The organism is Flagellimonas olearia, from assembly GCF_009184425.1.
Lineage (GTDB): Bacteria > Bacteroidota > Bacteroidia > Flavobacteriales > Flavobacteriaceae > Flagellimonas > Flagellimonas olearia.
Genome location: NZ_WELG01000002.1, coordinates 561,213 through 573,400 on the forward strand (window position 1 = coordinate 561,213; position 12,188 = coordinate 573,400).

Below are 12,188 nucleotides of genomic sequence, written 5' to 3' on the forward strand. Positions count from 1 at the left end.
TCTTCCTCCCGTTATCCTAAGGTTCCAAGGTTGTTTGTACAGTTTTGGCCCGCCACTTTTTTGGGGCAATTGCCATAATCACCATAATAGCAAGGGGTATAGTCGTAGGTATAGGAGGTTTGGCATTCCATGACCGTATAGCTCGATGTACCCAAATTATCATCAAAGATCTGCACATTGCCGCTTGGCCTCCATCTACTTCCAAGATTGATTCCGAGCAGACAGGTTTCACAAGTCTCCTTTTTGTTGTCCAATAAAGGTTCCACCAACAAATCCTCATTGTTGGTGTCCTTATATGCCTGTTCGATCACATGGTTCATAAAGTCTATGGTATTGTTCACTTTACCTCTTTCGGTTCCCTTGTCGCTCTTATCTGCCATATTGTTGAGGTCTTCGTCCCTTTCGGGGATATACATCTCCTGAAGTATGGTATGGGGAATGTTCTTGGGATACTTGGCCTCTACAGGAATACTGGTGTAGAACGACAACCGTTCACCATCGTCCAAAGGGTTGGCCTTGTGATACTGTTCCCCATCCTCATATTCAAAAGGATAATCAATGAACACTATCTTTCGGTGCTCCCTTAACTTATTTTCCTGCTGGTCCGTTTCAGGACTGAACTTCATGTAGCGATAGTTGGGTACAATCTGGCTGGTGTCCTTTGTTTTGGTCTTTTGATAGGTTTTCCCTGCTTCAAAGTTGCCATACTCCAAGCTGTCCAATACTTTTTGATAGGCCCTTCTGAATGCATGTATTTCATAAGGATTTTGAAGCAACTGCTTGTTTGTGGCGTGCTTCCCAATTTCAGCGGTCTCATCAAGGCCGTCGGTTTCTGTGATGTCAACTTCCTTTGTGCAGCCAAGGAAAGCCATAATTGTCACGAGCACTGCTAGGCCGGATGGTTGGTAGATTGAATTTTTCATATAATGATAGATTTGAGGGTTTTTAAGACGTTGGCCTCCTACGTTGAAAATCCTATTCCCAATCACAGCACTCCATATCCCCTTCCATCATCATCGATCAAAACCTATGGCAAATGATTTTGTAGGATTTTGTTTACGCTCAATACTAGGTAAAAAAGGCTGCCCAATGTTTCTGAATTGATGAATGATAGGTTTCAATTGACCACTGCCCCTTTTCAATTGATGATGCCCTGTTGCAGCTTTCCCATACCTAGTTTGGAACATCCTGTTTGGACCATGAAGGTTAAAAAACGTTAATGGAGTATGCGCTCTGTCCCAAAACCCAATATTCATTGTATTTTTATCGGCATCAATCTCAAAAAATGCGAAACCAAAGTCTCCTAGCTGTTGTGGTTTTATGCGCTGCCTGCCAGACCACTCCCAAAAAAGAACCCATCGCTGTGAACTATCCCACTACCCAGAAAGTCGATACCGTAGACACGTATTTCGGAACCGAGGTCAAAGACCCTTACCGCTGGTTGGAGGACGACCGAAGCCCAGAAACCGAAGCTTGGGTAAAACAACAAAACGCCTCCACTTTTGGATATTTGGACAAGATCCCGTTCCGGGAAGACCTTAAAAACCGTCTGGAAAAACTCTGGAACTACGAAAAAGTGGGTTCTCCCTTCAAAGAAGGGGTATATACCTATTTCTATAAAAACAACGGACTGCAGAACCAATATGTGGTCTACAGAAAAAAGGGTGACGGACCTGAAGAAGTATTCCTGGACCCCAATACCTTTTCGGAAGATGGAACTACCTCCTTGATGGGACTGAGCTTCACCAAGGATGGCTCCAAAGCTGCCTATCTTATTTCGGAAGGGGGCAGTGATTGGCGCAAGGGCATTGTCATCGATGCCGAATCGCGCGAGGTCGTGGAAGACACCTTGGTCGATATCAAGTTCAGTGGCCTTTCATGGAAGGGGAACGAAGGTTTCTTCTATTCCAGCTACGACAAGCCGGATGGCAGTGAGCTTTCAGCAAAGACCGATCAGCACAAACTGTACTACCATGCATTGGGCACCCCCCAATCCGAAGACAAAATCATCTTTGGTGGCACTGCTGAGGAAAAACATCGCTATGTGGGCGGGTACGTTTCCGAAGATGAAAAATACCTGTTCATCTCCGCATCCGTTTCCACATCGGGAAACAAATTGTTCCTTTTGGACCTCACCGACCCCAATGCAAAATTGGTCACCATTCTGGACGATACCGATTCCGACACCTCTGTGATCGACAACGAAGGTTCCAAACTGTTTTTGGTCACCAACCGGAACGCACCCAATAAAAAAGTGGTGGTGGCCGATGCCTCCAACCCCACTCCGGAACAGTGGACGGATTTAATCCCAGAAACGGAAAACGTACTCACGGTAGGCACCGGAGGCGGCTACTTTTTTGCCGAATATATGGTGGATGCCATTTCCAAAGTATTCCAGTACGATTATCAAGGCAACCTAATCAGGGAGGTGAACCTTCCCGGTGTGGGAAGCGCCAGTGGTTTTGGGGGCAAAAAGGAGGAAAAGGAATTCTATTTTTCGTTCACCAACTACAACACGCCCGGCTCATCCTATAAATTCAATGTGGAAACCGGGGAATACGAGCAGTATTGGAAACCACAAATCGATTTCAACCCCGAAGACTACGAATCCGAGCAAGTGTTCTATACCTCCAGGGACGGCACCAAGGTTCCCATGATCATCACCTATAAAAAAGGATTGGAACGCAACGGTAAAAACCCCACCATCCTTTATGGGTATGGAGGGTTCAACATTAGCCTTACACCCGCTTTCAGCATTGTAAATGCCGTTTGGATGGAGCAAGGCGGCATCTATGCCGTGCCCAACCTCAGAGGGGGAGGCGAATATGGCAAGGAATGGCACATTGCGGGTACCAAACTCCAAAAGCAGAATGTGTTTGACGATTTTATCGCCGCAGCGGAATATCTCATCGACAACCAATATACCTCCAAGGAATATTTGGCCGTTCGTGGGGGGTCCAATGGTGGACTTTTGGTAGGGGCCACCATGACCCAGAGACCCGATTTGATGCAAGTGGCGCTTCCGGCCGTTGGGGTCTTGGACATGCTCCGCTACCACACCTTTACCGCCGGCGCGGGCTGGGCCTACGATTATGGCACCGCGGAGGACAATGAAGAAATGTTCAACTACCTAAAAGGGTATTCGCCCGTGCATAACGTAAAGGAAGGCACCGAATATCCAGCCACCTTGATCACCACTGGAGACCATGACGATCGTGTAGTGCCTGCCCATAGTTTTAAGTTTGCGGCAGAACTGCAGGAAAAACAGACCGGGACCAACCCCACCCTCATTCGGATAGAGACCAATGCAGGGCACGGGGCCGGAACACCGGTAAGCAAGACCATAGAACAATATGCGGACATCTTTGGGTTCACCTTTTACAACATGGGATACGACCAGCTTCCCAACCAAGCGGTGCTCAAGGAGTTTAAGGACTAAGGAATCGCTGTAGATTCTAAAATTTTATATGCTCAACGTTCAGATTCCATCATTTCAGTACAAATCCAAGGTCATTTTGGAAGATGTGGCCTTTGAAGTTCACCCCGGCGAACACGTGGCCCTGATGGGCGAAAGTGGTTCGGGGAAAAGCACCCTCCTAAAAATCATTTATGGGTTTTTGCATGTGGAGGACGGTTCCATTTTTTGGGGCGACAGGCAGGCCTTGGGTCCCAATTTTAATCTGGTGCCGGGCGAACCGTACATGAAATACCTCTCCCAAGATTTTGACCTGATGCCCTTCACCACGGTGGAAGAGAACATTGGGCAATATCTTTCGGTCTTTGAACGGGAAACCCACCAAGAACGAATCGCGGAACTGTTGGCCCTGATAGAACTGGAGGCCTATGCCAAGACCAAGGTGAAAAACCTGAGTGGCGGACAACAACAACGGGTGGCCCTGGCTCGGGTACTGGCCCAAGAGCCCGAAATCCTCTTGTTGGACGAACCTTTTGGGCACATCGACAACTTTAAACGGAACTCCCTTCGCAGGAACCTTTTCGCCCATCTCAAGAAAAAGGGAATTACCGTCCTCACCGCCAGCCACGACCCCAGTGATGTACTTCCGTTTGCAGAGCGGACCTTGATTTTGGAAAAAGGGCGCATCATTGCCAACCAAAAGACCAAAAAACTGTACCGCAATCCACCCAACTACTATACGGCCAGCCTGTTTGGCGAGGTGAACGAACTGCCCATAAAATTGCTGAAATCGTACTCGCAAATCGATAAATCGGTGTTGGTGTACCCTGATGAGTTCAAGGTGTCCGCCACTTCGGGATTAAAGGTGAGGGTGACCCACTCCTTTTTTAAAGGAAGCCATTACCTCAACGAGGGGCAGGTGGAAGATGGGCCCATGCTCTATTTCAACACGCCCAAAAAACTGAAGGTGGGCGATACCGTTTTCCTTAATGTATCTTTGGGGACCATAAACAAGCGTCTCCAAGGTGAACAAAAAACAAATCCATAGCGAACTACAGTTTAAGGCCGTCCGAAGCAGTGGCGCGGGCGGGCAGCACGTGAACAAGGTTTCCACTAAAGTGGAACTGGCCTTTGATGTGGCCGCATCCCAAGGATTGTCCGCCGTGGAAAAGGAACGCCTGCTCCTGAAACTGAAATCCAGGCTTACCAAGGATGGGGTCTTGCAATTGCACTGCGACGAATCCCGAAGCCAACACAAAAACCGTGACCTTGTGGTGAAGCGCCTTTTTGACCTGCTGAAAAATGCCTTGATCGTTCCCAAAAAACGGAAACCCACCAAGCCCACCCGATCTTCCGTGGAAAAACGGTTGAAATCCAAAAAACAGGCCGCGGAAAATAAGTCCCAACGCAAAAAACCGGGGTTGGAGTAGCTAGTCTTCCTTTTCCAAAGTAGAAATGAGTTCCCGCATCTGGTCCAAAAACCCGGCTTCCTCAAACGGGATAAGTTGGGCCGTGAGCTCCAGAACTTTCTGGATGTGCACCTGCGGTTCCCTGATCTGCGTATGTTCCCCCACATGGGGATTGTCCAGCGCCAAGATGCAGACATTGATCAAGGACTCCAGATGGAACAACAGATCCTGATAGCCTTTAATATACAAGTGCTCCACCTCAAAACCCGATCTGTAGGGCCGCAACGACCTAAAATGCTCCTCGGCCAAAATTGTAACGCCCTTTAAAAAGGCGGTCTGGTTGTTTTCCATAGTTAAAGATTTGAGTTCATTTAACCAAAGGAAAAGAATCTAAATGAGAAAAGCGCGGACGATAATCCGCACTGGTTCAGATTGATAGCGATAAAACCGTAAATTAGAGGATATAAACCCTAGTTATGGAAGCCGAAAAAGAAACAATCTCAGTAATTACCAGTGCCGCTTTGACCGGAATAGCCTGAATTGCTGTTTGGTTGTACAGGCGTTATCAAGCTAAAAAGAGATCCAACTAAAATTGGGCATGGAACAGTTTAGCCCACCTCCAAAATGGTATGGGTGTTTCCATTAAAGTCAAAGGTCTGGCCCACCTCTTTTCCCATGAGCAATTGCGCAATGGGCGATCCCGCCGATATGCAGTAGACCGTCTGGCCCTCCCATGGGGCGGCCCCGCAGGAAATGGCCAAAAAATACTGGGCCGTGCCGGTCTTTACCCAACTTCCCAAACGTATTTTGCCCTGTGCGGTTTCAACATTTATTTTTTGGAGCACTTCCTTGAGCCGGTCCAGTTCCACCAATTGCTGGGCCAGTTTTTCCTGCTCCAATTGCACCATGGCCCGTCCGGTCTCGTGCTTGTCCCCAGCGCTGCTCTTGGTTTCGGAATCCAAGGATTCCTGTAGGGCCGCGGCACTTCTTTTCAGGCGCTCCGTTCGGGTGTCCACATAGTCCCAACAGAACTTTAATAGCTGTTCTTTCTTCTGCATTTTCAATTGTGGTTTAGGCAAACGTCAATCTAAAAACGGTTTCTTGGTCGGGTACGGAGTGTACCTGTATGCCTCCGCCGTGCAGTTGCATCACCCGTTTGCTCAGGCTCAGGCCAATCCCCGTTCCCTCACTCTTGGTGGTGAAGAAGGGTACAAAAATCTCTTCCAGCACTTCAGGTTGAATGCCCGGGCCGTTGTCCCTTACCTCGATATATTTTTTTCCGTTGCGGTCCATTCCGGCCACCATCTGTACCTTCCCGTTTTTGGTGTCCCCCACGGATTGAAGTGCATTCTTGCCCAGATTGATCAATACCTGAACAATCTGTTTTTCATCTATGAACAGTTCCAAATCCTCCGGGTCGCACAGCACCTGAAAATCGGTTTCGCCCTCATGCAGCCGCGCGGACATGAGCACATCGATCTTGCCCAAAAGGGCCTTTCCCTGTACAATGGTCCTGTTGGGTTCCGGCACGTGCAAAAGGCTTCGGTAAGATTGTACAAAGTCCATGAGATTGCCCCCCTGTTCCTTGATTACCTCCAACCCTTTCAGGGTGTTCTTGATCTGATGCTCTTCCAACTCCTCCATGGGGGTGATTTTTCCATTGTTCCGATAGTATTTGATAATGGAATCCGAAATGGAGGCGATGGGGGTGATGGTGTTCATGATCTCATGCGTCAGCACCCGGATAAGGCGCACCCAGGATTCGGTCTCCTTTTCGTCCAGTTCTTTGTGGATGTCCTGTATCACCACCAACAGGAGCGATTTGCCATCCAAAGTAAAAGCGGTAGACTTAATGGCCAGATGGATCTGCTCCCGCTCATTGGTGAGTTGAAACTGTTTGCGCTCAAAAGGCTCAAAGGTTTCAAAGATCTTGAACAGGTTTTCATCCACTTGGGCCAATTGTTTGATGTGGTTCAACGGGGAATAGTCCAACAACTTTTCCATGGTAGGGTTGGAAAACAGGATATGGCCCTTCTCGTTATAGGTCATGATACCTATACTGGCCTGTTTCAGGATTTCCTGATAGTATTGTTCCCTGATCTGCAATTGCAGGTGTACTTCCTGGATCAACCCATTGACCCGGTTAAGGCTTTGGTTGAGCTCCTTGAAGGATTTAATGGCCACCCGTTCGGGAAAACGAAGGGTAAAATCCTCATTGCGGATGGCATCGAAAAAATAGGCAATCTTGCGGTTCGTCCTATTGATGAATATGATCAAGGCATATACTTGGGACACCAAAAAAATCACCGAAAACGCCAAGGTGAAATACCACATTTTAGAGATTGCAAAAGCGAGGGCCAAGGCCGTGAGCGTGATCAAAATCACCCGAACAATCAACTGGATATAAAAATGTCGACTGGCCATTATTCGTGCTTTTTCTTCAATTTATTGTAGAGGGTCTGTCTGGAAATGCCCAATTGTTCCGCCGCGGCGCTGTAATTGCCATCGTGTTGGTCCAAAGCCCGTAAGATCATCTGCTGTTCCATCTCGTTCAGCGTCAATGGCTGATGGTCCAACGACTGCATGGGCTTGGCGTGCAACAGAAAATCGGTGGGCTTGAGCACATTTCCGTCCGAAAGGATCACGGCCCGCTCCATGGTGTGCTGCAGCTCCCTGACATTGCCCGGCCATTGGTATTCCATTAATTTTTCTTGGGCCACATTGTTGATGCGTAGCCCCGGTTTATCATATTTATGGGCAAATTTTTTCAGGAAAAAGTCGGCCAGCACCAAAACGTCCCCTTCGCGCTCGCGCAAGGGAGGCACTTCAATATGGATGGTGTTGATGCGGTAGAGCAAATCTTCCCGAAACAGTCCATCCGCTACCATTTGCTCCAGATTGCAATTGGTGGCACAGACCAACCGAATATCCACCTGACTGGAGGTGTTGGACCCTACCCGGACCACCGCCCTATTTTGGATGGAAGAGAGCAACTTGGCCTGCATCTGCAAAGAAAGGTTCCCGATTTCGTCCAGAAACAGGGTGCCTTGGTGGGCGGCCTCAAATTTTCCCGCCCGATCTTCCTTGGCATCGGTGAAGGATCCTTTTACATGCCCGAACAGTTCACTTTCAAAAAGGTTCTCGGCAATGGACCCCATGTCCACCCCAATGAACACCTCATTTTTTCTTGCGGATAATCGGTGCAATTCCCGAGCGATGAGTTCTTTCCCCGTTCCATTTTCGCCGGTGATAAGGACATTGACATCGGTCTTGGCCACCTTGGCGACCAAGTTCAAAACCGAGGAGAGCGCCTTGGATTGGCCAATGATAAAGTTCTTGTCCTCATTGATGACCTGTTTTAGGTTGCTTTCCTTTTTCTTCAGGTTGTGGATCTCTTGTTTGGATTTCCGCAACTCGTAGGCCGATTGCACCGTGGTCATGAGCCGTTCGTTGTTCCAAGGCTTCAGAACAAAATCGGATGCGCCCTGCTTCAAGGCCTTTACCGCCAAGTCCACCGCACCGTAGGCCGTCATCATGATGACAGAGGTGTTGGGGGATTTCTTTTTGATCTCGTTGAGCCAAAACAATCCTTCGTTCCCTGTGTTCACCCCAGCGGAAAAGTTCATGTCCAACAGCACAATGTCCATTTCCTCCATATTGGGAAAGGAAGAAATCTGGTTGGGGTTGAACAAGGTCTGAACGCTTTTGTATTCAAACTGGAGTAAAATCTCCAAAGCGCTCAATACGCTCTTGTTGTCATCTACCACTAAAATCTTGGCGTCGGTCATAACTCCTATAATTCCTTTTCAATTCTAAAACTACGAATTGGTACAATGCAAGCCATCGATGTGTAAAATAATTTGACATTTTTTGTATAAATATTTTACACCTATGCTTAACTTTCTTTTTAGAAAATATTTTAATTAATTGATAATTAGACTATTATGTTTTTGGCATAAGAATGGACATAGTTTTGGCACAGGAATACATTATGAACCTTAGAACATACATTACCGGCCTTTTATTTTTCGTTGCAATCTCCGGGTTTTCACAAGAGACCTGGACCTTGGACGAATGTGTGGCCTACGCCATTGAGCACAACCTTCAGGTAAAGAACACCAACTATAACCGCGACTCGAGCAAAGAGACCTATCGCCAGTCAATCCGTGATTTGTTGCCCTCTGTGGGCGGCTATACCGATTATAGGATTCGCTACGGTAGATCGGCCGACCCGAACACCAACGATTATGTGAACACGGAATTCTTTAGCAACAATTACTCCCTAAGTGCCAACATGGGACTATTTCAGGGGTTTCAAAAATTGAACTCGATAAAAGCCTCAAAATTCATTTTGAAGGCCACACAGGAAGATGTGTTACAAGAAAAATTCCTCTTGGCCTTCAGGGTGATGAGCGCTTTTTACGATATTAAATTTTATGAAGGCCTTGTGACCAATTCCTTGGAACAACAGGAAATCTCCCAAGCCAATTACGATTTGGTTGCAAAGCAAGTGGAACTGGGCATCATGGCGGGTGCCGACCTCTACGAGGCCGAATCCAATCTGTTGGGCGATAAATTATTGGTGACCCAGAACAGAAACCTGCTCACCAATGCCAAGTTGGTTTTGCTTCAAGAAATGAACCTCAACGAAGTAACGGATATTACCCTACAGGAAACTTTGGAACCCCTTCCCAATGAAATTGAAAGCGCTCCCTTGGACTCCTTATATGAAACTGCAAGAGGATTTGTGCCCTTGGTGAAATCACAGGAATACCGGGTAAGTGCTGCCAAAAAACAACTTCAGGCCACCAGGGGGGCACTTTATCCTTCCCTTTCCTTGGTCGCCGGGTACGGGACCAGTTATTTTGAGACGAATGTGGATGAGAATGGGAACATCATTCCCTTTAAGACCCAGTTCAACGACAACACCTCCAAGTTTGTAGGGGCCGAACTGAGCATCCCCATCAGTAATGGATGGTCCAACCATTCCCGGGTAAAACAGCAAAAAATTGCCTATTTGCAGGCACAGAACAATCTTAAGATCCAAGAGCAGGAGCTCTTTCAGTTATTGCAACAGCTCGTACAGACCAATCAGGCATTGATTGCAGAATACGAGCAAAGCAACCAAAAGGTGGAGGCCCAACAATTGGCGTTCACCATTGCCCAAAAACGCTACGAAAAAGGACTCATCAATGCCTTGGACCTTTTTCAGGCCAAGAATTTGTACGGCGTGGCACAAAACGAAAACTTACAGGTAGGTCTCCGGTTGAGAGTGAACAAGAGCACCATAGATTTTTATAGCGGCCTGCCCATTTTTAATATCAACTAATCAGAACCATGGATATACAATTAGAGAAAAAGAAAGGACTTAAACCCAAACATTACGGCTATATAGCCTTGGGCGTACTTTTATTGTTCGTGGGATGGAAGCTGCTTTTTGCCAGTTCCGTTTCCACCTTCAGGACCGAAAAGGAACGCCTTTCCATAGCACAGGTCACTGCCGGCAAGTTTGATGACTATATTACCATCAACGGTACCGTGGCCCCAATTGCCACCATCTATATGGATGCCTATGAAGGCGGAAGGGTTTCGGAAAAATTGATCGAGGAAGGATCCATGGTAAAAAAGGGTGACATCATTCTCAAACTCGAAAATATGGGTCTTTACGAACAGATCTTGGCGAGCGAGAGTAACTTGGCCCTCAAGCAGAACGACCTTCGCTCCACCAAACTTACCTTCGATTCAAGACAAGTAGAGGGCAAACGGAACTTGGCCACCGCCGAGTATGACCTTCAACGCCTAAAGCGAAATTACGAACAGAACGAAGAGTTGTTCAAGGACGAACTGATTTCCAAAGAAACCTACCTTCTTTCCAAGGAGAATTACGAGCTCGCCAAAAAACAATATGATATTGTAAAACTGCAGACCGAGCAGGATGATGAGTTGAGAGAAACTTCCTTGACCGGTCTGGATGCCGATTTGGCCCGGATGCACAAGACCCTTTCCATGGTCTATGAGCGTTTGGACCATCTCAACGTCCGCGCCCCTGCAGATGGCCAGCTTGGGTTTTTGGATGCCGAGATTGGACAGAACATTGCCCAAGGGGAACGTATCGGTCAAATCAACGTACTCACCGATTTTAAGATCGAGGCCGAAATAGACGAGCACTACATTGATCGGGTAAAACGGGACCTGTCCGCAACCTTGGAGCGTAATGAAAAGGAATACGGTCTACGACTGCGCAAGGTGTACCCCGAAGTTCGGAACGGTCGCTTTAAGGTAGATTTGGTATTTACCGATGAAAAGCCCGAGACCATCCGCGCAGGACAGAGCTACAACATTCGCCTACAGTTGGGCGAATCCAACGAAGCCCTTTTGTTGCCCAAAGGCGGGTTCTTCCAGAGTACCGGGGGCCAATGGGTATTTGTGGTGAACCCTGATGGCGGCGAGGCCCTAAAACGTAATGTACGTCTGGGCAAACAGAATTCAAGGTACTATGAGGTCCTTGAAGGCCTACAACCTGGAGAAGAAGTGATTACCAGCAACTATGACAGTTTTGGGACAGCAGAACGGATTGTGTTAAAATAACCGTGCAACCTGTAACACCTATTGATTTAGAGAAGTCTATATACTAACAGCGAAACAACCATAAAAATGATACAGATACAGAATCTTAAAAAAAGCTTCAGAACCGAAGAAGTGGAAACCTTGGCCCTGAACGGGGTAAACCTAAAGGTTGCCGAGGGAGAATTTGTGGCCATCATGGGGCCGTCCGGGTGTGGGAAATCCACCCTCCTGAATATTATTGGAATGTTGGACAACCCTACCGAGGGAAGCTATGAGTTTGCCGGCCATCAAGTGGGGGGGCTCAAGGAAAGCCAACGCACCCAATTGCGAAAAGGAAACCTAGGCTTTGTCTTCCAAAGCTTTAACCTTATTGATGAGCTTACGGTTTTCGAAAATGTGGAGCTACCCCTCATCTATCTAAAAATGAACAAATCTGAGCGTCGTGAAAAAGTAAAGGCAGTCTTGGAGCGCATGAAAATTGCGCATCGTGAAAAGCACTTTCCACAACAACTGTCCGGTGGACAGCAGCAAAGGGTGGCCATTGCCCGGGCCGTGGTTACCAACCCAAAACTGATTTTGGCGGATGAGCCTACGGGGAACCTGGATTCCAAAAATGGTATCGAGGTCATGAACCTATTGACCGAACTGAACCAAGAAGGCACCACCATTGTTATGGTGACCCACTCCGACCGCGATTCGCATTATGCGCACAGGGTCATCAACCTGTTCGATGGGCAAATTGTCACTGAAAGTCAGAACAAGCCCATGGGGGCAATGGTCTAGGGGTTTATTCATCA

The 12,188-nt window shown here is 47.6% G+C and carries 11 protein-coding genes; 6 read left to right on the forward strand and 5 right to left on the reverse strand.

Annotated features, from left to right (window positions below; all coding sequences use genetic code 11):
• Positions 1 to 11: 11 nt before the first annotated feature.
• Positions 12 to 923 (reverse strand): hypothetical protein, encoded by a 912-nt coding sequence (locus F8C76_RS11965; protein ID WP_152131917.1) that lies wholly within the window; start codon positions 921 to 923, stop codon positions 12 to 14.
• A 362-nt stretch (positions 924 to 1,285) separates the two neighbouring features.
• Between F8C76_RS11965 and F8C76_RS11970 the strand changes: the two genes are divergently transcribed.
• The 3 genes from F8C76_RS11970 to arfB are packed head-to-tail and all read left to right on the forward strand — an operon-like array spanning position 1,286 to position 4,845.
• On the forward strand, positions 1,286 to 3,439 hold the full coding sequence (locus tag F8C76_RS11970) for a prolyl oligopeptidase family serine peptidase (protein WP_152131918.1): 2,154 nt from the start codon (positions 1,286 to 1,288) through the stop codon (positions 3,437 to 3,439).
• Between the two features lie 28 nt (positions 3,440 to 3,467).
• Positions 3,468 to 4,463 (forward strand): ABC transporter ATP-binding protein, encoded by a 996-nt coding sequence (locus F8C76_RS11975; RefSeq protein ID WP_152131919.1) that lies wholly within the window; start codon positions 3,468 to 3,470, stop codon positions 4,461 to 4,463.
• Positions 4,441 to 4,845, forward strand: a complete 405-nt coding sequence (arfB, locus tag F8C76_RS11980; protein WP_152131920.1) for an alternative ribosome rescue aminoacyl-tRNA hydrolase ArfB — start codon at positions 4,441 to 4,443, stop codon at positions 4,843 to 4,845. Before F8C76_RS11975 ends, arfB begins: the two co-directional genes overlap by 23 nt.
• On the opposite strand, the gene F8C76_RS11985 is transcribed toward arfB, so the two are convergent.
• From F8C76_RS11985 to F8C76_RS12000, 4 genes are all read right to left on the reverse strand, one after another.
• On the reverse strand, positions 4,846 to 5,175 hold the full coding sequence (locus tag F8C76_RS11985) for a hypothetical protein (RefSeq protein ID WP_116216578.1): 330 nt from the start codon (positions 5,173 to 5,175) through the stop codon (positions 4,846 to 4,848).
• A 257-nt stretch (positions 5,176 to 5,432) separates the two neighbouring features.
• Positions 5,433 to 5,882 carry a GreA/GreB family elongation factor gene (locus F8C76_RS11990; protein WP_152131921.1) on the reverse strand — a complete coding sequence of 150 codons (450 nt, stop codon included), beginning with the start codon at positions 5,880 to 5,882 and terminating at the stop codon, positions 5,433 to 5,435.
• 13 nt (positions 5,883 to 5,895) lie between these two features.
• On the reverse strand, positions 5,896 to 7,248 hold the full coding sequence (locus tag F8C76_RS11995) for a sensor histidine kinase (protein ID WP_152131922.1): 1,353 nt from the start codon (positions 7,246 to 7,248) through the stop codon (positions 5,896 to 5,898).
• Positions 7,248 to 8,612 (reverse strand): sigma-54-dependent transcriptional regulator, encoded by a 1,365-nt coding sequence (locus F8C76_RS12000; protein ID WP_152131923.1) that lies wholly within the window; start codon positions 8,610 to 8,612, stop codon positions 7,248 to 7,250. The genes F8C76_RS11995 and F8C76_RS12000 overlap by 1 nt, the downstream gene beginning before the upstream one ends.
• Positions 8,613 to 8,785: 173 nt before the next feature.
• Between F8C76_RS12000 and F8C76_RS12005 the strand changes: the two genes are divergently transcribed.
• The 3 genes from F8C76_RS12005 to F8C76_RS12015 all read left to right on the forward strand — a co-directional run bounded on the left by F8C76_RS12005 (position 8,786) and on the right by F8C76_RS12015 (position 12,174).
• Positions 8,786 to 10,153, forward strand: coding sequence for a TolC family protein (locus F8C76_RS12005; protein ID WP_249042409.1), 1,368 nt, complete (start codon positions 8,786 to 8,788; stop codon positions 10,151 to 10,153).
• A gap of 8 nt (positions 10,154 to 10,161) precedes the next feature.
• Complete coding sequence (locus F8C76_RS12010; protein WP_152131924.1) at positions 10,162 to 11,412, forward strand: efflux RND transporter periplasmic adaptor subunit; 1,251 nt, start codon at positions 10,162 to 10,164, stop codon at positions 11,410 to 11,412.
• Positions 11,413 to 11,478: 66 nt separating this feature from the next.
• Positions 11,479 to 12,174 (forward strand): ABC transporter ATP-binding protein, encoded by a 696-nt coding sequence (locus tag F8C76_RS12015; RefSeq protein WP_116216585.1) that lies wholly within the window; start codon positions 11,479 to 11,481, stop codon positions 12,172 to 12,174.
• Positions 12,175 to 12,188: the final 14 nt, after the last annotated feature.

Bases quoted from the DNA above. Each gene is read 5' to 3' on its own strand.
- F8C76_RS11965 (WP_152131917.1), bottom strand. From the start codon at position 923: ATGAAAAATTCAATCTACCAACCATCCGGCCTAGCAGTGCTCGTGACA.
- F8C76_RS11970 (WP_152131918.1), top strand. From the start codon at position 1,286: ATGCGAAACCAAAGTCTCCTAGCTGTTGTGGTTTTATGCGCTGCCTGC.
- F8C76_RS11975 (WP_152131919.1), top strand. From the start codon at position 3,468: ATGCTCAACGTTCAGATTCCATCATTTCAGTACAAATCCAAGGTCATT.
- F8C76_RS11985 (WP_116216578.1), bottom strand. From the start codon at position 5,175: ATGGAAAACAACCAGACCGCCTTTTTAAAGGGCGTTACAATTTTGGCC.
- F8C76_RS11990 (WP_152131921.1), bottom strand. From the start codon at position 5,882: ATGCAGAAGAAAGAACAGCTATTAAAGTTCTGTTGGGACTATGTGGAC.
- F8C76_RS11995 (WP_152131922.1), bottom strand. From the start codon at position 7,248: ATGGCCAGTCGACATTTTTATATCCAGTTGATTGTTCGGGTGATTTTG.
- F8C76_RS12000 (WP_152131923.1), bottom strand. From the start codon at position 8,612: ATGACCGACGCCAAGATTTTAGTGGTAGATGACAACAAGAGCGTATTG.
- F8C76_RS12005 (WP_249042409.1), top strand. From the start codon at position 8,786: ATGGACATAGTTTTGGCACAGGAATACATTATGAACCTTAGAACATAC.
- F8C76_RS12010 (WP_152131924.1), top strand. From the start codon at position 10,162: ATGGATATACAATTAGAGAAAAAGAAAGGACTTAAACCCAAACATTAC.
- F8C76_RS12015 (WP_116216585.1), top strand. From the start codon at position 11,479: ATGATACAGATACAGAATCTTAAAAAAAGCTTCAGAACCGAAGAAGTG.